The organism is Acidaminococcus intestini DSM 21505 (genome assembly GCF_000425045.1).
Classification (GTDB): Bacteria; Bacillota; Negativicutes; order Acidaminococcales; family Acidaminococcaceae; genus Acidaminococcus; species Acidaminococcus intestini.
The window spans coordinates 1-19,070 of sequence record NZ_AULA01000013.1 but is presented as its reverse complement, the minus strand read 5'-3'; the positions used below and the strand labels follow the sequence as shown (position 1 = coordinate 19,070).

Annotated in this window: 29 protein-coding genes, 1 tRNA gene and 1 pseudogene; 29 read left to right on the top strand and 2 right to left on the bottom strand. The window is 45.0% G+C overall.

Going from position 1 to position 19,070, the window contains the following annotated elements; genetic code table 11:
* The first annotated feature begins 13 nt into the window (after positions 1-13).
* From H503_RS0105515 to H503_RS0105435, 16 genes are all read left to right on the top strand, one after another.
* Entirely contained in the window at positions 14-271 is a 258-nt protein-coding gene (locus H503_RS0105515; RefSeq protein WP_026385541.1) for a hypothetical protein, read from the top strand.
* 6 nt (positions 272-277) lie between these two features.
* Complete coding sequence (locus tag H503_RS11850) at positions 278-595, top strand: head-tail connector protein (RefSeq protein ID WP_051201290.1); 318 nt, start codon at positions 278-280, stop codon at positions 593-595.
* Entirely contained in the window at positions 573-923 is a 351-nt protein-coding gene (locus tag H503_RS0105505) for a phage head closure protein (RefSeq protein ID WP_051201289.1), read from the top strand. Before H503_RS11850 ends, H503_RS0105505 begins: the two co-directional genes overlap by 23 nt.
* Positions 923-1,372 (top strand): HK97 gp10 family phage protein, encoded by a 450-nt coding sequence (locus H503_RS0105500; RefSeq protein WP_035196034.1) that lies wholly within the window; start codon positions 923-925, stop codon positions 1,370-1,372. Before H503_RS0105505 ends, H503_RS0105500 begins: the two co-directional genes overlap by 1 nt.
* Before the next feature lie 26 nt (positions 1,373-1,398).
* Positions 1,399-1,920, top strand: coding sequence for a phage tail terminator family protein (locus H503_RS0105495; RefSeq protein WP_155877837.1), 522 nt, complete (start codon positions 1,399-1,401; stop codon positions 1,918-1,920).
* 5 nt (positions 1,921-1,925) lie between these two features.
* Entirely contained in the window at positions 1,926-3,068 is a 1,143-nt protein-coding gene (locus H503_RS0105490) for a phage tail sheath C-terminal domain-containing protein (protein ID WP_026385537.1), read from the top strand.
* Between the two features lie 12 nt (positions 3,069-3,080).
* On the top strand, positions 3,081-3,521 hold the full coding sequence (locus H503_RS0105485) for a phage tail tube protein (RefSeq protein WP_026385536.1): 441 nt from the start codon (positions 3,081-3,083) through the stop codon (positions 3,519-3,521).
* 50 nt (positions 3,522-3,571) lie between these two features.
* Positions 3,572-3,952 carry a hypothetical protein gene (locus H503_RS0105480; protein ID WP_026385535.1) on the top strand — a complete coding sequence of 127 codons (381 nt, stop codon included), beginning with the start codon at positions 3,572-3,574 and terminating at the stop codon, positions 3,950-3,952.
* A 175-nt stretch (positions 3,953-4,127) separates the two neighbouring features.
* Complete coding sequence (locus H503_RS12120; RefSeq protein ID WP_026385534.1) at positions 4,128-6,038, top strand: phage tail protein; 1,911 nt, start codon at positions 4,128-4,130, stop codon at positions 6,036-6,038.
* 11 nt (positions 6,039-6,049) lie between these two features.
* Positions 6,050-6,589 carry a hypothetical protein gene (locus H503_RS0105465; protein WP_026385533.1) on the top strand — a complete coding sequence of 180 codons (540 nt, stop codon included), beginning with the start codon at positions 6,050-6,052 and terminating at the stop codon, positions 6,587-6,589.
* Positions 6,586-7,611, top strand: a complete 1,026-nt coding sequence (locus H503_RS0105460) for an XkdQ/YqbQ family protein (RefSeq protein WP_026385532.1) — start codon at positions 6,586-6,588, stop codon at positions 7,609-7,611. Before H503_RS0105465 ends, H503_RS0105460 begins: the two co-directional genes overlap by 4 nt.
* A complete protein-coding gene (locus H503_RS0105455) occupies positions 7,604-8,008 on the top strand; it encodes a DUF2577 family protein (protein ID WP_026385531.1) in 405 nt (134 codons plus the stop codon). The genes H503_RS0105460 and H503_RS0105455 overlap by 8 nt, the downstream gene beginning before the upstream one ends.
* A gap of 12 nt (positions 8,009-8,020) precedes the next feature.
* Positions 8,021-8,479, top strand: a complete 459-nt coding sequence (locus H503_RS0105450; protein ID WP_026385530.1) for a DUF2634 domain-containing protein — start codon at positions 8,021-8,023, stop codon at positions 8,477-8,479.
* A complete protein-coding gene (locus H503_RS0105445) occupies positions 8,466-9,527 on the top strand; it encodes a baseplate J/gp47 family protein (protein ID WP_051201288.1) in 1,062 nt (353 codons plus the stop codon). Before H503_RS0105450 ends, H503_RS0105445 begins: the two co-directional genes overlap by 14 nt.
* Complete coding sequence (locus H503_RS0105440) at positions 9,520-10,146, top strand: DUF2313 domain-containing protein (protein WP_026385528.1); 627 nt, start codon at positions 9,520-9,522, stop codon at positions 10,144-10,146. Before H503_RS0105445 ends, H503_RS0105440 begins: the two co-directional genes overlap by 8 nt.
* Positions 10,147-10,157: 11 nt before the next feature.
* Positions 10,158-10,733, top strand: a complete 576-nt coding sequence (locus H503_RS0105435; protein WP_026385527.1) for a hypothetical protein — start codon at positions 10,158-10,160, stop codon at positions 10,731-10,733.
* A gap of 618 nt (positions 10,734-11,351) precedes the next feature.
* Here the strand turns inward: H503_RS0105435 and H503_RS0105430 are convergent.
* Positions 11,352-12,377, bottom strand: a complete 1,026-nt coding sequence (locus H503_RS0105430) for a tyrosine-type recombinase/integrase (protein ID WP_026385526.1) — start codon at positions 12,375-12,377, stop codon at positions 11,352-11,354.
* 50 nt (positions 12,378-12,427) lie between these two features.
* Here H503_RS0105430 and H503_RS0105425 point away from each other — a divergent pair, with 50 nt between their 5' ends.
* From H503_RS0105425 to H503_RS0105395, 7 genes are all read left to right on the top strand, one after another.
* The gene (locus H503_RS0105425; RefSeq protein ID WP_026385525.1) at positions 12,428-12,880 is read left to right on the top strand and encodes a hypothetical protein; all 453 of its coding nucleotides are present in this window, start codon (positions 12,428-12,430) and stop codon (positions 12,878-12,880) included.
* Between the two features lie 16 nt (positions 12,881-12,896).
* Positions 12,897-13,055: a hypothetical protein gene (locus H503_RS12440; RefSeq protein WP_155877836.1), complete on the top strand. Its 159-nt coding sequence runs from the start codon at positions 12,897-12,899 to the stop codon at positions 13,053-13,055.
* Complete coding sequence (locus H503_RS0105415) at positions 13,055-13,390, top strand: hypothetical protein (protein ID WP_026385524.1); 336 nt, start codon at positions 13,055-13,057, stop codon at positions 13,388-13,390. Before H503_RS12440 ends, H503_RS0105415 begins: the two co-directional genes overlap by 1 nt.
* A 4-nt stretch (positions 13,391-13,394) precedes the next feature.
* A complete protein-coding gene (locus tag H503_RS0105410) occupies positions 13,395-13,586 on the top strand; it encodes a hypothetical protein (RefSeq protein ID WP_248604840.1) in 192 nt (63 codons plus the stop codon).
* Positions 13,583-14,134, top strand: coding sequence for an N-acetylmuramoyl-L-alanine amidase family protein (locus H503_RS0105405; protein WP_026385522.1), 552 nt, complete (start codon positions 13,583-13,585; stop codon positions 14,132-14,134). The genes H503_RS0105410 and H503_RS0105405 overlap by 4 nt, the downstream gene beginning before the upstream one ends.
* Before the next feature lie 36 nt (positions 14,135-14,170).
* Positions 14,171-14,476, top strand: a complete 306-nt coding sequence (locus tag H503_RS0105400; protein WP_026385521.1) for a hypothetical protein — start codon at positions 14,171-14,173, stop codon at positions 14,474-14,476.
* A 242-nt stretch (positions 14,477-14,718) separates the two neighbouring features.
* Positions 14,719-15,195: an S-ribosylhomocysteine lyase gene (locus H503_RS0105395; protein ID WP_009014627.1), complete on the top strand. Its 477-nt coding sequence runs from the start codon at positions 14,719-14,721 to the stop codon at positions 15,193-15,195.
* 46 nt (positions 15,196-15,241) lie between these two features.
* Here H503_RS0105395 and H503_RS0105390 read toward each other — a convergent pair.
* Positions 15,242-15,325: transfer RNA gene (locus tag H503_RS0105390), tRNA-Leu, on the bottom strand.
* A 427-nt stretch (positions 15,326-15,752) separates the two neighbouring features.
* Here H503_RS0105390 and H503_RS0105385 point away from each other — a divergent pair.
* The 6 genes and pseudogenes from H503_RS0105385 to H503_RS0105360 form a co-directional block, all read left to right on the top strand.
* On the top strand, positions 15,753-15,947 hold the full coding sequence (locus H503_RS0105385) for a helix-turn-helix domain-containing protein (RefSeq protein WP_009014626.1): 195 nt from the start codon (positions 15,753-15,755) through the stop codon (positions 15,945-15,947).
* A 487-nt stretch (positions 15,948-16,434) separates the two neighbouring features.
* Positions 16,435-16,605 carry an excisionase family DNA-binding protein gene (locus H503_RS12215; RefSeq protein ID WP_108911970.1) on the top strand — a complete coding sequence of 57 codons (171 nt, stop codon included), beginning with the start codon at positions 16,435-16,437 and terminating at the stop codon, positions 16,603-16,605.
* A 370-nt stretch (positions 16,606-16,975) separates the two neighbouring features.
* Positions 16,976-17,164, top strand: coding sequence for a helix-turn-helix domain-containing protein (locus tag H503_RS0105375; RefSeq protein WP_009014624.1), 189 nt, complete (start codon positions 16,976-16,978; stop codon positions 17,162-17,164).
* Positions 17,165-17,648: 484 nt separating this feature from the next.
* On the top strand, positions 17,649-17,840 hold the full coding sequence (locus tag H503_RS0105370) for a helix-turn-helix domain-containing protein (protein ID WP_026385520.1): 192 nt from the start codon (positions 17,649-17,651) through the stop codon (positions 17,838-17,840).
* A gap of 623 nt (positions 17,841-18,463) precedes the next feature.
* Positions 18,464-18,655, top strand: coding sequence for a helix-turn-helix domain-containing protein (locus H503_RS0105365; protein ID WP_026385519.1), 192 nt, complete (start codon positions 18,464-18,466; stop codon positions 18,653-18,655).
* Between the two features lie 164 nt (positions 18,656-18,819).
* Positions 18,820-19,070: pseudogene (locus H503_RS0105360) on the top strand (helix-turn-helix domain-containing protein); the annotation flags it as partial.

The following is a 19,070-nucleotide window of genomic DNA, read 5'->3' as shown; positions in this document are numbered from 1 at the left end:
GAGGTGAGTCTTTATGTTAATCAAAGCATTGTGCAGCTTTTCTGGAATCATAACCATGATTCCTGGCGAAGTAAGGGACGTTACTGAAGAAACCGGACGTGATTTAATTCGGGCCGGGTTCGCAGTAATTGAAGGGGAAGTAGAGATAAAAGAAGCAACTTCCGAAAAAGAAACAGACCCGGATGGGGCCGAACCGGATGTTCCCGAACCTGTAGAAGATGAGCCAAAAAAGAAGCCGTCCAGGAAAAGACCAGCTGCGAAGGAGGCTTGATGACGTATGAAAGTATCGGAGCTGACAGCTGAATTCCTTCAGGAGTACGTCAGAGCGGACGGCAGCGCTGCCACGATGCTAAAACCGATGCTTGCCGCTGCCGTAACTTACGTCACATCCTATACCGGTCTTACGGATGCTCAATTAGATGACTACGAAGACATAACCCTCGCCGTTATGGCGCTTGTTGCAGACCTCTACGATGTTCGACAGTTTACGGTCCAGAGCGCAGAGGTTAATCCGACGGTGCGTTCGATTTTGGATCAGCATTCTTACACTGGACTGGAAGGAGGACCTGACTATGCACAGAAAGCAAACCGCTAATCTTACCAGTATGCTCAATCGGCAAATCGAAATCTTTCGTACGGTGGAAGGAATGGAAAATGAACTCGGGCAGTATGACATAGCCGCTGAATTGGTTGATGTCGTATATGCGGCCATCATTCCGCAAACGGGGAACATGCTTCAGGGACGTGTCGCTGATACGGTACTTACGCGGGTAACTCACAAATTTGTGATTCGCTATCGTCCGGACCTCACGACAGATATGTATATCATGTACGGCGGGCAACGTTTCGACATTGTCTACATCTTGGACCCTTATGCAAACCACGAACGATTAGAAATCTTCACGGAAGGAGTGATTCAGTGATGGAAATCCATTTTGATTTGAAGGAGTTTACTAAGCTGAGCGACGACTTCCTGGAACTGGCTAAGGACAAGTTCCCTAAGCAGACAAAGTCGTTCATGGGACGTGCAGGGAATCGGATGCGAGCATCTGCAAGGGCTGCATATCGCTCGGAAATTAAGCATTCCAAAACGGGGAATCTTGTCAAAGGGCTGTCCAGGGGGCGGCCCTATATTTATGGAAATAATGAATTTTCTGTTCGTGTTGTGAACAAGGCTCCTCATGCGCATCTGTATGAGCATGGACATGTTCTTTGGCGGCACTTGCCAGGGGAAAAGCATGCGGTAAAGACTGAACGTATGGTTAAGGGAAGACATACCATGGCCAAAGCGGAAACAGCATTCCAGAGCGAATTTGAAGGCATGGCGGACGCTTATGTTGACAAGCTTCTGGAAGAAGGTGGATTCCTATGATCTCCCCGATTCAAGTGATTAAGAGGTTGACAAAGCTGCTGAATGCCACCTATCCGAAGATTGACGTCACAAATACAGATATTAGCAAAGGATTTGACCGGCCATGTTTTTTTATCGACCTGGAAGATGTCGATACGAGTCGTGTGGGAACTTACTATCGCGATGCCCTTGAGATGAGGCTCTATTACTTTGCTGCCAACACATATACCGGCTATATTGACCTGATTCACAAACGGGACGAGTTGATTAGGATGTTGCAGGGTACGACGCGACTGAGCGACGACGAAGAAGATGAACTCTATGACTTTGTCATCCAGGCAAATGATGATCTGCACGCTGAAATCAGTCAGAGGGATAAGGCCCTCCAAATTGCTTTCACGGTCCTGCTCGTCCAGAATGATGACAGACTGCCAGACGCTGATTACATCACGGAGATCGAGTTTGTCCCAAATGTCAGACCGTCAACTGATTTGGGACGGAGCTCTGGGAATGTGATTGGTGACGAGAAAGATGCCGTTTACAAGAAAGAAGATTTAGATAAGGAGTGAACGAAATGGGACTGCCAACAATTGAAGTTATTTTTAAGCAACTTGCTCGTTCTGCTATCAAGCGGTCTGAACGTGGCGTTGCAGCCATCATCATTCGTGATGACACACTCAGGAGCGATGCGATTACCAAAAAAGTGTATCGCTCTTCCATGGATTTGATTTCTAAAGACTATACTGCAGAAAATATGAGGATCATCGAACGCTGCTTTCTTGTTGCGGTGAACAAGGTGATCGTCATTAGTCTGCCAACTGAAGGAGATTTCAAGGATGCCTTGAAGGTCCTGGCTAAATGCAAATACAATTACGTCTGCACGACTGACCCTGGCGAACAGCAGCCCCTTGCCAGTTATGTGGTTGATTACAACGAAACCAAAAAAGGCAAGATGAAGCATACGGTCGCCGTTGTCTTCGACGCGACAACGGCCGATTCTAAATACGTCATCAACGCGAAGAATCCTACGGTAACTGAGATTCAAACGGACGCAAAAGGCATAAAGAGCAATGTCGTTGTGCCGATGAATGAATATCTGCCGCGCCTCTGCGCTTTGCTGGCGAACCTTCCGATGAATCGGTCCTGCACGTCTTACGTCCTCGAGGATCTTGCCGATGTTGCAGACATCGAAACCGATGAAGTCAGTACTGACGAGTGGATTGACAAAGGCTATTTCGTCCTGATTGTTGACGATGATGAAGTTAAAATCGCTAAAGGTGTGAACAGCTTGACGACGTTCACTAGCACGGACACGGAAGACATGAGTCATATCATCATCGTGGAGTCCATGAACCTTGTCATTGAGGATATTGCGACAACGTTTAAACAGAAATATCAGGGAAAATATAAAAACTACCTTTCGAACCAGAAACTCTTTATTGACTCAGTAAATGCATATTTTAAGGAGTTGGCGAAGGAAGAAATCATGGATCCTGATTACACCGGCAATGACATTGCCGGAACAAAAGGCAACCAGGCTTTCATCGATGTGGAAGCTCAGCGAAACGCATGGCTGTCCGTTGGCAAGAGCGAAGCTGTCGACTGGACGGAAGAAAAGGTCCGCAGCATGGCATTTAAAACGACCATCTTTTTGGCTGCAACTGTGAAGATCCTTGATGCTATCGAAGACCTCAAATTTGTTATCACAATGGAATAAGGAGGATAAAGCATGAACAAAGGAGTTACCAACAAAATCATTCGGGGTACCAATGGACGACTCTGGATGAACGACAAGCTGCTAGCTAATGTCAAGAGCTTTGAATGCAAGGTTAAACTTGAATATGAAGACATTGATGAAAACGGAAACCCCATCAAACAGCGTCGCTATGTCGGAGCATCCATCGAAGGAACCATGGTTCTGCACAAAGTTGATTCCACCGTTTTGAAGTTGCTTGACGATGGGGTTACATCGATGGACATGCCGGAAATCAACCTGGTATCGAAAATTTCAGACCCGAGCGTTACCGGTATGGAGCGCGTCAGGCTCAATAATGTAACGTTCGACGAATTCAATATGGCTTCTTTCGAGAACTCAAAGGTCGGGGAAGAGTCCATTCCTTTCCGTGCCGGCGGATACGAAAACACGGACACTATGAATGACTTTAACTAAATTTGATTGAAAACGGGGAAACCCGCTTTTCTTTTTGACCGGAGGAAAACATGAAAGCAACCTTAGATGAACTGCTCCGCAGAAAACTGCAGAGCGAAAATGACAGAAATTCCTTTTTTCCGATTGAGGCGCCTGAGATTGGCATGACCTTTATGGTCCAGAAGCTACCAATCGACAAGGTTTTGGATGTTGCAAATGCCCTGTCTGAAGGGAGCCGAGAACTCAAGGACAACTACGAAGCTATTGTGCAATTGATTTACGACAGTGTTCCCTTGCTGCATGACGATAAACTGCGTGCTGGCGTGGTTGAGCCGTATGATGTCGTACCACTTATTTTCGGCGACAACATCGAGGGGATTGTTAATTTTGGGCAGGCAATCTTGTCAAAATTCTACATGAACGGGGCCGGAACGGATCAACTAAAAAACTGATGAATGTGGACCGCGACCTCATCATCATCCGCTATTATATTGAGCGCGGCCACAGTATTAGGGAATTGGAATCGCTGACTCCTCTGGAATGGGAGTTTTTTAAACTGCATGCAGATATGGTGGCAGGGGAACAGCAAAAAGTTTTGAACAATATGCCAGGGAAAGGAGGATAAGCATGGCCAGAGGTATTAACGTCCTTTTGACGCTAGTCGACAAATTTTCGCAGCCGCTCAGGAAAATGACTGCCGAAACCAAAAAGACAACGAGACAAATTAAAAATGCAACCAATATGGTTAATTCCTTTGCGGGCGGAGCGAATCAAAAGTTCCTTTCCTTGGCTGACTCCGTTGCAAAATTTGGAGCTGGACTGGCAGCGATTGGAACTGGACTTGCTATCGCTGGCATCAAGTCCTTTGCCGAGGAATCTATCGAAAAGGCAAATGCTCAAATTGCTGCAGAAACAAAACTAGTGACAATCCTTGGAAACGTAAAGGATATCCAGGTACAAGGAGCGGGTGCTGCCGAAAAAGCGGCTAAATCCCTTCAGAATTACGCATCTCAGCTGCAAACGGTCGGCGTCATAGGAGACGAAGTAACCATTGCCGGCATGGCACAGCTAGGAACGTTCCAGATGACTGAGGAACAGATTAAAAAAGTGTCCGGTGGTATGCTAGACCTACTTGTCAATCAAAAAGGGTTAAACGCGACGCAGGAAGACGCTGTGAACGTCGCAAATATGATTGGTAAGGTTATGATGGGCAACGTTGGCGCTCTGCAGCGTGTGGGCATTTCTCTTGATGACTATCAAAAGGAAATAATCAAGGTTGGAACGGCGGATGAACGTGCTGCCATGATTGCGGAAGTCCTTGCTCAAAACGTTGGTGGCGTCAATGAAGCCATGAGGAAGACCGACGCCGGTCAGGCAGCTGCCATCATGAACGATTACGGCGATATGCAGGAAGAGGTCGGGAAAAAGCTCGTTAAAATGCAGACGAAGCTTATGAACGCTTTCGCTGTCCTAACCACGCCACTGGGAAAGGCTCTGGAGCCTGTCCTTGATTCATTGACCGAGAAGTTTGAGAAAATGCTGCCGACAATCCAGCAGTTCGCAACAAATCTTGCTGCGCAATTGCCTGGCATCGTAGAAAGCATTGCAAGCGGCATTGAATTTCTAGTGACGCATTTCCAAGATTTTATGGAGCTGGTCAAAAATGTTGGACCAATTATTGCGGGAATCGCGACGGGGTTTGCTGCCTTTAACGTTATCAACGGTATTATTGGCAAGGTCACGACGCTGCAAAAACTATTCACAGGCATCAAGGCAGCCGGCGGACTTTTACAATTTGCATCAATGCTTAATCCCATTGGCTTGGTTGCGGCTGCAATCGGCGTTTTGGCCGTTGCCTTCTACACACTCTATACGCAGAGTGAGCCTTTTCGGAATGCGGTGAATCAGTTCGGCGCAAGACTCCTTGAGTTAGCTGAAATCGTTGCGGGTGTCCTTGCTCCAGTAATGGAGGCACAATGGGCGTTGATTACCGCCATTGTTGGAGCTGCCGTTGATGTCATTGGCGTTGTTTTGAGCGATGTGATCAATATCAGCGCTAGTGTCATTGACTTTATCGTGAATGTCTTCACCGGGAACTGGGAGGGCGCTTGGACTAATATCGTTGAAATCTTTTCTGGAATATTCACAGGGCTAAAAGATATTGCAATGGCTCCACTCAACTTCATCCTTGATATAATCGATAGGATCGCTTCTAAAATCAGCTCCATTAAGTTCCCATCGTTCGGCGGAGGCGGAGGAGCTGGAGATAGTCCGGATCATAATGCCCTTGGAACGCCGTTTTTTAGAGGTGGGCCGACCTACGTCAACGAAAACGGCGGCGAACTTATCACGCTACCGTCTGGCAGCCAGATCATGCCGCATCAAGAACTTCTGCAGCTCGTTAATAATGGTGGCGGTGGGCGAAGCGTAACGGTTAATCTAACGGTCCAAGGGAACGTCATTGGAAATAGAGAGTATATGCGGCAGACGGGCGAGTATATCGCGAAAAAGGTCCGCGATGCCATTGATAATAGCTAGGAGGTGAGGGCATGAGTATCTTGATGGACATCTTGAGGCAGTATACCGGCGCAGCATATTCTGACCTCACTTCTGTCCTGCGCTCTAGAATTAATATCGTACTGAAGGTCGACAATATTGGAGACAGTATCATCTTCCCAGTTATTCCGGGGGACCTGCCTGAAGTCAATAGTCCACAGGCGAACGATACGTTTGCCTCTGTCACGGGAGACATCAATGTGATTGGAGCTCCTAAGCTCCGCACGCTCTCATTCTCCAGCATCTTCCCTGTCAGTAAAAACTACTCCTTCATCAGAGCAGGGGCAACATTCAGGAATGGCTGGGATTACGTCAACTGGATAGAAAAATGGCGCCGGCAAGGAGTCGTTTTCCGCTTGATGTTCGTCGAAACGATTGGGGCGGTGAAGCTAGACATGCTTTGCACGATCGATAATTTCACATATCACCAAGAAAGGAATAATGACATAAAGTTCCAGATTGACTTCCGCGAATATAAGAAACCGTCGGTGAATATTGCTGATGATCAAGCAGCCGAAGGAGTGATTGAATGAATGATTTTAAACTGACTTACTCCTATGGTGGCATGACTAAAGATATCACGGCAATAACAAGCAACTATTCACGGAGTGATCAGATTGACCAACTGGGCGAGGAGTTTACGTTTGACTTGATCGAGAATCCATTGGACGGTAATTACCAGGGAAACCTTTTGGAGTTCGGCGGAAAGATTTGCTTTGAAAACAACGGAGTTACTGTTTTCACTGGAATCATCGAGGAAGAATCTCAAGAAGGACTATCAAAGTTTAAATACAAGGCATATGACTACGCTTGGTTTTTGAACAAGGATCAGGTGTTCGTGCAGCTAATTGATTGTACGGCATCAGACGGCATCAGAAGGATTTGTGACAGCAAGGGCATCCAAATCGGAGAACTTGCGGAAATGAATACAGTGATTAATAAGATCTACAACGGGGACGATATTTCCAAGGCCTTGAAGGATATCATTGCACAGGAAACTGCTGCGACAGGGGTTGAATACCGGATGGAAGTCAGGATGGATAAGCTCTGCATCACGAAGCGGGATGAGCTGAAGGTAAAGGCAACATACCAAATTGCTCCGAATGAGACGCCTTTTGATGTGACAGACGTCATCGGAGACTACACCGCGGAAAGCAGCGTCAAAGACATTGTGACCAAGGTCGTTATCACATCCGGTCACGAAAAAGATGCCGCTGTTATCGCAACTGCCGAAAACAAGGACGCAGCAAGGGTATACGGCGAAGTCGTTCATTACGAGAACGTAACTGACAAGAAAAAAGCAGATGCTCAGAAGATTGCGAACCAAAAGCTGAAGGAGCTCTGCAGAAAGAAAATCAGCAAACGGCTGAATCTTTTCGGATCTGATGAAGTGCGGTCTGGGCGCGTCTTGAGCTTTAATAGTGCGGAACTCGGTCTAGTCGGAGATTTTTTAGTTCTATCTGCTTATCACACATACGACAATCTCAATCACTTCATGACGCTTGAAATTCAGTCAACAAAGGACAATGCAGAAGGAGTGGTAGAAAATGGCTGATACATGGGCTCAAGACATTGCTAATCAATTTAAGAAGCGGGACAATCCGAAGCCTATTTCTAATTGCATTGGGGTGATTCTGCAGATAGGAGATGACTGGAAGATATCAATCCAAGATGGCGCTTATATTATTGACAAACGTAACGGATACATCTGCCGGCATATTCTGCAACGCTCAAGCGACTTTACGATTGACCAGGAATCTCAAAACGGGAATTTGACGACGGGGCCATGTTCCGGCGGGTTTTCTCACGGTGGCAGCAGCTACTCAACATCCAACTCAGCGAACGGGCATGTCACGCTGCATCCCATTGATGACTGGCAGCCAGGGAACCGTGTGATGGTAGCGCCTACAACAGACAATCAACGGTTCTTCATCGTTGATATCATCGTGTAAGGAGGTGGAGCAATGTTTCCATCTGACATTGATTTAAATGATTTGGCGGTTGCATCAATGGAAACGTCGACCGTTAAAGCAACAATAGGGGCAACGACATTAGGTCGAAGCCCCTATTTTGATTGGAGAAAGAGACGATTCATCTTTAATTCAGGATTTAACCGTGAATGCACGCTGACAGAGAGCATTCAGCAGCATATCAGGTTGTTCATTAATACGGTTAAAAACAAATATGCAATTTACGACAGATATTTTGGGGTCGACACCAACGGATTGGTTGGCTATCGACTGCCGCGCTCAGTCGCTATTGCAACGATCAAACGACAAATATCTGATGACCTGCTGAAAACATGCCCTGTCGTGAAGGAAACGAAGGATTGGACATTTTCCGGACAGACAGGCATTTTCAGCTTCACCGCAGTGATGCATGACGGAACGGAAATTGAGGTGAATGAGAATGTATACGATTAACCAAATTCACAATACGATTCTGAAAGGTGTGTCGGACGACTATCAAAAAACTGAAGGATTCCCAACCTACGACATTACGCGCGGAGTTTCTTTCGGGCAGTATCAGTTGTGGAAAAAAGCCTTCCTAATCGAGGAGAAACAGAACGTTGATAATCTAGAAGGTCCTGAATTAGATGCTTGGTGCATGCAACGAGTTGGAATCATGCGCAACGCCGCGGTTAGTGCGACAGCAACTGTAAAAATCATTGCTGGCACGGGTCGAATCATCCGAGGAGATCTTTTTGAAACCGAAGACGGGGTGCAATTTGCTGCTGCCGAAACTAAAACAGTTGCCCAGGGTGATACCGTGATTGTTAAGGCACTCAGCCCAGGGACAGAGGGAAATGTCGCAGCAGACACGATTGTTAAGATGCCCGTTACAATTAACGGCATCGGTGCCGTTACGAATCCGGCGCCGGCTGAAGGTGGATATGCCGTCGAAACTGATGACGAATTTCGGAAGCGCTATTACGAAAAACTACAGATTCCTGCAACATGTGGCAACAAATATCACTATCTAGCTTGGGCGAAGGCTGTGGACGGTGTCGGCCATGCCCGCGTTTTTCCGCATTGGGCTGGTAAGAATACTGTTAAGGTCGTAATCATCGGGAACGACAATAAGCCGGCGTCGGAAACTCTCGTGAAGGCGGTGCAGGATTATATTGACCCTGGCCAAACAGGGCGCGGGGATGGACAGGCTCCAGTCGGTGCAGTCTGTACAGTGAAGGCTGCTGATATTGTATCTGTATCTGTATCTGTATCTGTATCTGAAGACTTAGAGGAAATCAAACAAAATATTACGGCTGCGATTGAGCAGTACATTAAGTCGCAGGCATTCGCCGCGACAGAGGCTGAAACAGACTATATAAGTTGCGCCAGAATTGGCGCTGCCATCATTGGAACCACGGGCGTCCTTGACTATGCAGACCTGCAGGTGAACGGCGGGACATCAAATATCGTCATCCCGAAAGAATCGGTCGCAGTGTTAGGAGATGTTACCTATGCTTGATAAAGTCATGCTGCGTGCGCTGCATGCGTGGTATAGGCAGGACCCGTGGGTTAAAGCCCTTTATGCCGCCGTTGATACAGATATGAAAAGCGCAAACGAAAAATTAGACCAGGACTACAACAACATGTTTTTTGACCGCCTGGATGAGCATGGCTGCAGCGTCTTAGAAAAAGACCTGGGGCTTAGGCCTGGCAAAGACGCAACATTGGATGCTCGACGGGTGAATATCCAGTCTGCCTGGCTAGCGAAGCGATTTGCGTCGATGACGGTTATACAGCAAATTTGCGACGGAATCTACACAGGAGATTGTCTCGCAGAATACGATGGAGACGCGACGATTACATATGCATTTCGGCATTATTTGGAACCAGCCCCTTATACTGACGACCTTGTCGCAGCTGTCGACCAAATTAAACCAGCTCATATTGATTATGAATTCCGCTATGACTATAACGTCTGGCGGAATTTTTACTATCCACTATTTTGGAAAAACTTGAAGGCTAGAACTTGGGAGGAAGAACAAGGAATCGAATGGGCTGATAACTATGCCTTGCGCCATGACTGGGAATATATGAAGACGAGGACTTGGAAAGACTCGATGATTAAAGATGTTGAATAGGAGGAAAATCAATGGCACTGAGAACTGCTTTTTTAAATTTGATTAAGCCGGATTACAACGATGCTGCTGACATTGCTGATATCAATGCCAATATGGACGCAATCGACGCAAAGGCTCAAGAATTAGATGAATCCGGAGGAAAGGCGCTGAAGGGGCACGACGAATCAGACGCTGCTCACGAAAACCGGTTTAAGCTGTTTGAGAAAATCGCAACACTCGGTGATGACATCATCAAAAAGCTGGCCCTCACTACGGCCATCACAGCCATTACGGCGCTTGAAACAGGTAGCTGGTTCGGGCAGCTTCTCAAGATGGTGCTGACGGCATCCGGAGTGAAGTACAATATCGCACAAAATGGGTATGTTTGCCTGGGCTCCTTTTTCGGCGGGCTAATTATACAGTGGGGAATTTTCCAAATCATCAATGGCTCTGGTTCTTTCACATTACCGCTGTCCTCCACTATGCTTAATGGGTATATCCAGCATTACGGCGTTTCAGCGCAGTATAACGGTCTGAGTGGGACGATGGTCACATCTAGCCTTAATAAAGAACCTGAAACGCTTTCCTTTCTTGCTATTTGCAAATAGCAATATAAAACAAATAAAGAGAGCTATCTGAACCAACCCATTTATTCTCCGATTGTGAGTAAGAAACCGTTTGTTTTGTAGTGCCTTCGTGCATCCCGATAATGACCAATATCTTGCTTTGTATCGGTAGCGTAAGAGTTTGCGATTCATAACTACTTCCCCACTGTTTACCATCCTATGGCGATAGCCCTAATTGTATGATCTAATATCTGACCACTGCCAGAGTATGTATTGATTGTTGCTCCTGTCATACCATTCCGAACAACTTCCAAAAAAGTATAATATCCAGTGCCAGGAGCTTCTGAACATGGAATTAGCGTCCAGTTAGATGTAAATGCGATAGGGAAGCTGAACGCGTTATTGCTTCTTGGATATACCCACTGTATACTGGTTGCTTTTGGAGGAGAGAACTATGGAGAATATGCACGGTCCCTGAAAAGATTTTCTTTTATTGCAATCCAGCATTTACGCTGGTTGTGGACATTTCTGGGAATCAGTAATTCTGGAATCACCGTATTTTCATCAGATTTGCTGGAAACAGTAGTAACAACCACGAAATCACAAAATATATAGTGAAATCGTGGTTGCCATCTGCTTTACAGTATCGTATTAGTAACATTATTTTAATAGTTCAATGCATTTCCGGAGCTGCCTAATATTTTTGTGGGTATAGACGCGCTCGGTGACATCGCCGCCCGCGTGCCCTAAGATGCGCCGCTTGGCAGTTTCGTTGGCCCCGGCATTGTCAAGCAGGGTTGTGACAGTATGCCTGCAATCGTGTGTTGTATGGCCGGCAGCGTTGATGAGCTGCATGACTGAGCGCCAGATGATGCAATAGCGACTGTAGTCATATGGATTCCCGTTGGTGTCACTCAGAAGAGTGGTTCCGGGAGAATCCATCCTGGCAATTATCAATGGAAGGATTCTGGGATGGATGGGAATAATCCGGATGCCGGAAACGGTTTTGCTCTTGGTGATCCGGATGAAACGCTGCCGGATGTTGACGTCTGACTTATGGAGATGGAGCAGTTCTCCGACTCTCATACCCGTATAAAGCAATATCAGCACAGTATCAACGTTATCATTGCAAACTGCTTTCCATAAACGGTTTATCTTCTGCCGACTAAACGGCTTGTGCGGGCGGACCTGCTTGTTCTTTCCGATGGATAAGAGAGGAGCATAGTTCTTGTTGGCTAGCTCGATTTTACTGGCATACTGAGAAAGTAATGAAATGAGTGACCGTACTTTTTTAAGCGAGCTGTACGACAGCCCGCTTTTTCTCATATCATCTATGATTCTTTGATAGTCCATGTATTTCAGACTGGCAAACGGTTCCTGGTGCAGGGATGAGAGATGCTTGAATGAATTTTCATAGCTGCACAGTGTCGATTTTGATGGCGAGGTATCTGCCGTGTGTGCTGGCAGCCACCGATGGTACAGTTCTTCCAATGTGATTTGATGACCAGGAAGGGAGCGATGGTTATGAGTTTTGTTGTAATCAGCTTGAAAGATTTCAGCGTCAATCTGGTTGGTAAAATATTCAACAGGTCTTTGCTTACCATTCTCCGATATTACAAAAACAAACGGCCTCCTCCGGTTACCGGACAGCCGTTTGATGCAGCCGTATCCATTTGGTTTACGCATAATAAAAAACCTCCTTTACGGAGGCCATTTTACTATAGGAGGATTAATGAATGAACGGTACGAACGTTGATTACTACGTGGCGGGGTTCGATGCAGATGGCAAGCGCGTTGGTTCGCTGATCTGCGACTTTGACCCTGGCAAGGACAAGAATACAGGAAAGCTGGCTTCCTTAACGGAAAAGGCTAAAGATTTGTTCGAGGATGCAGCTGTCGTAGATGTCATTTCCGCAGCAGATTATAACCAGTACCTGACTGGCGAATATGTACGAGGTGCAGATGGTAAGCCGACCGCATACATTGCACCGGAGCCAACAGCCGAGGAGCAGAAAGCAAAAAAACAGGCAGAGCTGCAGTCTACGTATGAATCTGACAAAGAAGAACTCATGAAGTATTATCTGGCTGCGGCTCTTGCCGGTGATGCGGATACTCAGAACGAACTCAGAACTGAACTGACAAATCTCGATGCACAGTTTGATTCGGATATGAAAGCATTGAACGAATAAAAGGAGGACCACAATCATGGCATTTAAACTCAAGAAGAGATGTGTTCGTTGCTTGAAGGTTTTACGTGATGACGGTACCTGCCAGAATCCGAAGTGCTGCCTTTACCAGGAAGAAGCGCCCAAGGATGCTGAACCGGGCAAGACCGCCGACAGCACAACTAAGGAGGCTAAATAGTGGATTGGTGGCAGATTCTTTTAGCAGGCGTGCCATCCTTATTTTCAGGCATCCTGTTGTATGAGTGGAAACAGCAGCGAAAACGCATTAAAGAGCAAGAAGACGAAAAGGAAGTACGAAATGAAGCTTTGGTCAAGGGAGTGCAGGCCCTGCTACGCGACCGTCTTATCACTGGAATGGAGACATGCCTTGAAAAAGGATATGCCCCGATTAATACGGTGGAAATCATGGGCTCAATGTATGCCGCATACTGTGACCTTGGAGGGAACGGTATTGTAAGCGGAATCTATAAGCGCTTTAGCAGCCTTCCGCACAAGCTTCCGGATGACGTGTAAGGCGGTGGTTGAGTTGTTCCAGTTTGAAAAAATTGATATCGAAAACATTCTAGTCATTATTGCTCTTTCAGCGAGCCTGATAATGGCTATTTTTTATGGGCTCGATAATTTGGCCATGAGCATTGTGACCGGCCTTTTGGGATACATCGGCGGCACAATCAAGGGCTCCACACCGAAAGGAGGTGACAATAAATGAACGTATTTATTAATCCTGGCCATGCACCCAATGGCAATCCGGACCCGGGCGCGGTGAACGGCAATACTGGGCTGCGTGAGTGCGATGTAGCACTGGCAGTGGGTGACCTTGTTGCTCACTATCTCAAGGCTGCTGGTGTAGGTGTGACGAACGTCTTCCAGTGCGACAGCCTTGAAGAAATCTGTGATCAGGCGAATGCCAGTGGTGCAGATCTTTTCATCTCTATCCACTGCAATTCCGCAGAAGCAGCTTCCGCAACCGGTACAGAAACATGGGCGTGTGCAGGCAGCTCTGCCGGTCATGCTCTGGCAGCCTGCATCCAGAATCAGATTGTTGACGCATTGGGGACTGTAGACCGCGGCGTTAAAACGGCTACGCCCGGTGTCAATGGGCTCTATGTACTGACTAACACCGATGCTCCGGCGGTCCTTGTTGAGCTGGCTTTCATTTCCAATGATGATGATGAACAGCTGCTGGAAGAAAAGCAGGATGATTTTGCCAGGGCAATTGCCAGAGGTGTAACGGACTATGAATGCAGCATCCAGTAACCGTATGCTGCGAAAGTTGAAAAGGAGAAAATAATCATGAGTAAATGGACTGATGTGAGAGACAATATTGTTGATGTGCTGAATGTCGATGTCGTGACCGATGAACTGAAAGACCAGGTCACCAACACTCTGCTGGAACAAGTTATGCCAATCATTGAAAATGCCGTAGATGGCTTTTCTGAAAAGGTGAAGGCACAGGCTCCTCAGGAATCCGGCTGGTGCCGCGTCCGTGATGGCATCGTTCTGCCGCTGGTCATGGAAGGGCTGGTGTTTGTGGTAAAGACCGTACTGACGAAAGCAACGGCGGAGAACGCAAAAGAAGAACCTGCCAAGGGTGTATGAAATCGAAGATTGATGATATAATAAAGGCATAGCCGTGTCTTGTGCTATGGCCTTTATTTTCATGCGACTTCCCGACGGATCCGGACTGTAAAAAAGTCCTGTGATACCAGTACGGTGAGGTTCGTATGTGGTATGGGTAAGTTCACCACTTCAACTGTAAGCTCCCTATCCTCAAAGAGGGTGGGGAGTTTTGATTTATGTACGACTTTTGCTGTCATGCGATAACGCGGAAAGGAACAATCATGGAAAAAGTTATCATCGAAAGCTTTACCCTTGACCATACAAAGGTCATTGCCCCCTATGTACGTCTCATTGGGGAAGAACAAGGGGAACACGGCGATATTGTCTCCAATTTTGATGTCCGCCTGGCCCAGCCAAACAAAGAAGAAATCCCTACAGGGGGCATGCATACCTTAGAGCATCTTTTGGCCCTTTATCTACGCCCTCGCATCAAAGGATATCTTGACTGCTCTCCCTTTGGCTGCCGCACAGGTTTCCATCTCCTGTGCTGGGGCCACCATGATCCCAGGGACGTGGCAAAAGCCCTCAAGGAAGCGTTGGAACTTATTGTAACGACAAAATGGGAAGACGTGCCGGGAACAAAGGAAAAGGAATGCGGCAACTATAAGGACCATTCCCTCTTTTGCGCCCAGGAATGGGCCAAACAAATCCTAAAAAAGGGAATCAGCAGTGATCCCTATGAACGTCGTTTGGTGTAAATGAAAAAGGAAAAGGACCTGTCGCTCAAAGCGATAGGTCCTTTTTTGGTGCGGATGACAGGACTTGAACCTGCACGTCGAAGACACTAGATCCTAAGTCTAGCGCGTCTGCCAATTCCGCCACATCCGCATAAAGATCCCCGCGTCAAGCCACACAGGGATATGAAAGATTATAATCTAAAATGACAAGAATTGCAAATGTTGATTTTGGGAAGGCGTGGAGAAGAGTTGTCTACAATTTGGAGGGTTTGTTATCAAATTGATAAATAAAAGATGTAGATTTTTATAAATTGTAAAACTTGGTACTTAATATTACTTTAACATCGTGATATAAAGGACAAAACTTTAAGTTATAAAATATTTACTATATAATATATTTGATATAAGAATGATTCAATGAAAGATAAATCGTCATCATTCAAAAAATAAATCGCAGCACGATTCCTGAAAGAGATACGGTGAGCGTCGTAGGGGTTCATACCTTCCATAAGGATGAACTGTGCAGGGCGGTAGGAGCCAGAATTGATTTTTCTGGCGGCCGTAGATTGCGAGGGCTTATGAATGAAAATAAAGAGCGTTGGATCAATATTGAAGAAGTCGCCGAATATATCGGTGTCAGTCCTGTGACGGTTCGCTACTGGCTGCGCAGTGGAAAGAACCTGCCTGGAAAAAGGGTGGGGCGGCAGTGGCGTTTCCGAATCAAGGATATTGATGAATGGATCAAATCAGGAAAAAGCAATTTCGATGATTGACCGATTTTTTCCTCTTTTTCCATGGGAAAGAAGGCTCTGCCTGAAAAAGGGCAGGGTCTTTTTTGCGATGAAGACAATGTGTTTGTATCCTGCGGGTGGATCCTTATCTACTATGGATATCGCTATAATTAGAAAATACTAAATTTACATGTAATTTAAATTTTAGTACAATCTAAATCATCAAAGGATGAATAGAATGATAAGAAAAAGTAGATATGAAGAATCATAAGAAAGATGATTTCTTTTTGATGAGGACTTGGGATTCGGACACGATGACGAAAGGTGGGGACTGATTTCATCTTTTTATACGATTTGCTGGGCTGCGGAATACGCCATGAATAAGAGGTCAAAAGGATTGCCATCTGCTCATAAATGCGCGTCAGGCTTTTCTCAGGATGCCAAGGAAATCGAGATGCGTCTTCTTCTCAGTCACTCATGGATTTCATGTAAGGAGAGGCTGGCTATATCTCAAATTTAAAGAAAGTGGATATCCATTGAAGAACGTTCTGAATATCCTGATGTCAGTACCGTGACCAATCGCTCTTGGATCTGTTCGAAAAAGGATATTCCAGCTGTTCGGGTTGGCAGTCAGTGGCGCTTCAAGATCGAGGACGTCGATGAATGGACCCAATCAGGAAGAAGCAATTTCAGCGCCTGAACAAAGGCGTGTGCACATATTCCTCCGTCTACAGGATCGGAAGACTTTTTATAGAATCGGGTAAAAAGTGAGGGACCCTGAGGCTGGTTCAGTAAGCATCATTAAGCTTAGGGGTCTCTTTTTTGTGCGAATAATAAAAACTATAAGGAAAAAGAAAATATATATATTATCCTATATAATTTCGTATAATTTTATATAATTTAATATATTAGCGTTTTTTTTGATAATAAGTAAGAAAATTGCAACTTTTATTATATTTCTTTTTGTAGTATAATACCAACTAAAGAAAATAAATACCATAATAACCATAATAACCGTAATAAACATGAAGCTGTATCATGGTTATCAATACGGAAAGAGATGGGAGAGGATGATGGTGGACCATAAGTGGATATCCATTGAAGAGCTGTCTGAGTATCTTGGTATCAGTGCCGTGACCATTCGCTCTTGGATCCGTTCGGGAAAAGATATTCCGGCTGTCCGGATTGGCCGTCAATGGCGCTTTCGGATTGAAGAGATTGATGAATGGATTGAATCCGGAAGAAGTGAACTCGTATGACAGCCTGAAAATGGCTGCTGATTCGTATCGGATGATAAATGCGGGGCATAAGAGAATAGGCCCCGCTTCTTTCATGCATTCATAAATAATTTTTTTCTTATGATTTTGTAGATCTTGCTATTCCTATAGATTGGAACTTGTTGTTTTGATAGGATGCATTCACTACAATAAAAAGGTAAAAACAAAAGAGATTTAGAGAAAACAGAAGAAAATCGCGATGATGAATTGGCAAGAGTAAAATCTTCATGAAATTTTCATCTTTTACAAATAGAATAAAAGAATCATAGTGAAAGATGGAATAAGAATAAACAATTTCAGTATAAAGAAAAAATTATATAATTGATAATTGATTTAATAATAAAATAAATATAAATATCAAATAATATATTAAAATCAATTGAAAAGGAAATATAAATCTGCTATAATGATTTCTGCTTACTTTGCGAAGGCATGGCCCATCAAATCACGGAAAGGAGGATGCTCTATGTCAAAGATTGAGAAACAGTGGATCTCCATTGAGGAACTTTCTGAATATCTTGGCATCAGCGCTGTGACCATACGTTTCTGGATCCGCTCGGGAAAGGACATCCCTGCTGTCCGTATTGGCCGTCAATGGCGTTTTCGGATCTCGGATATTGATGAATGGATTAAATCGGGAAAAAGCTATTTCAGTTGAAATGAATGGGTGGATGTTGGTTTGCTGCCGGTCCCCTCATGTAGGAACTCCCCAAAGAAGGATGGTAACGTCTTCTGTGGGGAGTTTTTTCTTATGAGAACCCAATGGTTAACCCTAACTTTTTGATAAAAAAGTTATTGCAAGTAATATTTATTTGTTATAGCGTATTTTTCAATTTTTTTAAAGTCCCATACAATTCGAACTATAGTATAATAATAAAGTCTCTTTGTTTAGTAAAATAAAGAGATGATTACGAAGCGCTTTGGCGTTTCCATGAAAAGAGGCGCTGCGATTAGAGAAATCAACTAGTAGATGTATTAGGTATAACCAGATAGGAAAAAGATTCACTTGATGGGGGAAAAGAAAAAAACGTGCATAAAAAACGATAGATCCCGTAAAAGATAAAGAAAAAATGAACATACCGGAAATTGATTGCCCAGAACGTCCTTATTTGGACAAGGATATAGAGAAAATCAATTTTTTGAATAAAAACTATTACAAAATAATGTAAGAAATTGAGAAGTGAAAAATAGATGTCGGTATGGTACTGTAATAGTGGAATTCTGGTGCACGTTCTATGCAATGCAGAAAAGGAATTTGGAGAATATGGAGGATTGGTACATATGGCAGACGTTAAAGATCAATGGATTTCAATCGAACAAGTAGCAAAATATCTAGGGGTAAGCTCCGTAACTGTCCATTTTTGGATCCGGTCGGGAAGGGGAATCCCGGCTGTGCGAATTGGGCGGCAATGGCGTTTCAAAAAAGCATCCATTGATGAATGGATTAGCTCAGGAAAAAGCAGTTTTACTTGAGGCATATAAATGCCTGGGAAAAATGAGGCAGAAAACTTTATCCCAGCATAGCTGGGATGACTCTGAATTGCTGAAAAGAATATGATAAGAAAAAGGGACCTAAGAGAGCATCGGCTTCTTGAAATGTACCCTCTTTACTGGACACCCAGTAAGGAGGGTACATTTTGCGTTATACGACTGAATTTAAGCTGATGTGTGTAGAACTTTATCGTCAAGGTAAGTGGGTAAAAACACCTAAAGGAATTAAAACAGCAAATTTTCGTAACAAGATTCGTACTTGGAATCGTATCGAACAGGCTGGCGGACCGGAAGCATTGTGTCACAAAGCACATTACAAGGCATGGTCCCCAGAGGAGAAACTTGAATTGGTTTCACAAGTAAATGCCGGACAGTCAATGATGGCTGTCGCCTGTCA

What these genes read in the sequence shown, in the direction of transcription:
- H503_RS12120 (WP_026385534.1), top strand. Translation starts at nt 4,128, where the DNA reads ATGGCCAGAGGTATTAACGTCCTTTTGACGCTAGTCGACAAATTTTCG.
- H503_RS0105480 (WP_026385535.1), top strand. Translation starts at nt 3,572, where the DNA reads ATGAAAGCAACCTTAGATGAACTGCTCCGCAGAAAACTGCAGAGCGAA.
- H503_RS0105435 (WP_026385527.1), top strand. Translation starts at nt 10,158, where the DNA reads ATGGCACTGAGAACTGCTTTTTTAAATTTGATTAAGCCGGATTACAAC.
- H503_RS0105375 (WP_009014624.1), top strand. Translation starts at nt 16,976, where the DNA reads ATGATGGTGGACCATAAGTGGATATCCATTGAAGAGCTGTCTGAGTAT.
- H503_RS11850 (WP_051201290.1), top strand. Translation starts at nt 278, where the DNA reads ATGAAAGTATCGGAGCTGACAGCTGAATTCCTTCAGGAGTACGTCAGA.
- H503_RS0105370 (WP_026385520.1), top strand. Translation starts at nt 17,649, where the DNA reads ATGTCAAAGATTGAGAAACAGTGGATCTCCATTGAGGAACTTTCTGAA.
- H503_RS0105405 (WP_026385522.1), top strand. Translation starts at nt 13,583, where the DNA reads ATGAACGTATTTATTAATCCTGGCCATGCACCCAATGGCAATCCGGAC.
- H503_RS0105445 (WP_051201288.1), top strand. Translation starts at nt 8,466, where the DNA reads ATGTATACGATTAACCAAATTCACAATACGATTCTGAAAGGTGTGTCG.
- H503_RS12440 (WP_155877836.1), top strand. Translation starts at nt 12,897, where the DNA reads ATGGCATTTAAACTCAAGAAGAGATGTGTTCGTTGCTTGAAGGTTTTA.
- H503_RS0105400 (WP_026385521.1), top strand. Translation starts at nt 14,171, where the DNA reads ATGAGTAAATGGACTGATGTGAGAGACAATATTGTTGATGTGCTGAAT.
- H503_RS0105515 (WP_026385541.1), top strand. Translation starts at nt 14, where the DNA reads ATGTTAATCAAAGCATTGTGCAGCTTTTCTGGAATCATAACCATGATT.
- H503_RS0105395 (WP_009014627.1), top strand. Translation starts at nt 14,719, where the DNA reads ATGGAAAAAGTTATCATCGAAAGCTTTACCCTTGACCATACAAAGGTC.
- H503_RS0105505 (WP_051201289.1), top strand. Translation starts at nt 573, where the DNA reads ATGCACAGAAAGCAAACCGCTAATCTTACCAGTATGCTCAATCGGCAA.
- H503_RS0105455 (WP_026385531.1), top strand. Translation starts at nt 7,604, where the DNA reads ATGGCTGATACATGGGCTCAAGACATTGCTAATCAATTTAAGAAGCGG.
- H503_RS0105385 (WP_009014626.1), top strand. Translation starts at nt 15,753, where the DNA reads ATGAATGAAAATAAAGAGCGTTGGATCAATATTGAAGAAGTCGCCGAA.
- H503_RS0105430 (WP_026385526.1), bottom strand. Translation starts at nt 12,377, where the DNA reads ATGCGTAAACCAAATGGATACGGCTGCATCAAACGGCTGTCCGGTAAC.
- H503_RS0105450 (WP_026385530.1), top strand. Translation starts at nt 8,021, where the DNA reads ATGTTTCCATCTGACATTGATTTAAATGATTTGGCGGTTGCATCAATG.
- H503_RS0105485 (WP_026385536.1), top strand. Translation starts at nt 3,081, where the DNA reads ATGAACAAAGGAGTTACCAACAAAATCATTCGGGGTACCAATGGACGA.
- H503_RS0105500 (WP_035196034.1), top strand. Translation starts at nt 923, where the DNA reads ATGGAAATCCATTTTGATTTGAAGGAGTTTACTAAGCTGAGCGACGAC.
- H503_RS0105465 (WP_026385533.1), top strand. Translation starts at nt 6,050, where the DNA reads ATGAGTATCTTGATGGACATCTTGAGGCAGTATACCGGCGCAGCATAT.
- H503_RS0105490 (WP_026385537.1), top strand. Translation starts at nt 1,926, where the DNA reads ATGGGACTGCCAACAATTGAAGTTATTTTTAAGCAACTTGCTCGTTCT.
- H503_RS0105425 (WP_026385525.1), top strand. Translation starts at nt 12,428, where the DNA reads ATGAACGGTACGAACGTTGATTACTACGTGGCGGGGTTCGATGCAGAT.
- H503_RS0105440 (WP_026385528.1), top strand. Translation starts at nt 9,520, where the DNA reads ATGCTTGATAAAGTCATGCTGCGTGCGCTGCATGCGTGGTATAGGCAG.
- H503_RS0105365 (WP_026385519.1), top strand. Translation starts at nt 18,464, where the DNA reads ATGGCAGACGTTAAAGATCAATGGATTTCAATCGAACAAGTAGCAAAA.
- H503_RS0105460 (WP_026385532.1), top strand. Translation starts at nt 6,586, where the DNA reads ATGAATGATTTTAAACTGACTTACTCCTATGGTGGCATGACTAAAGAT.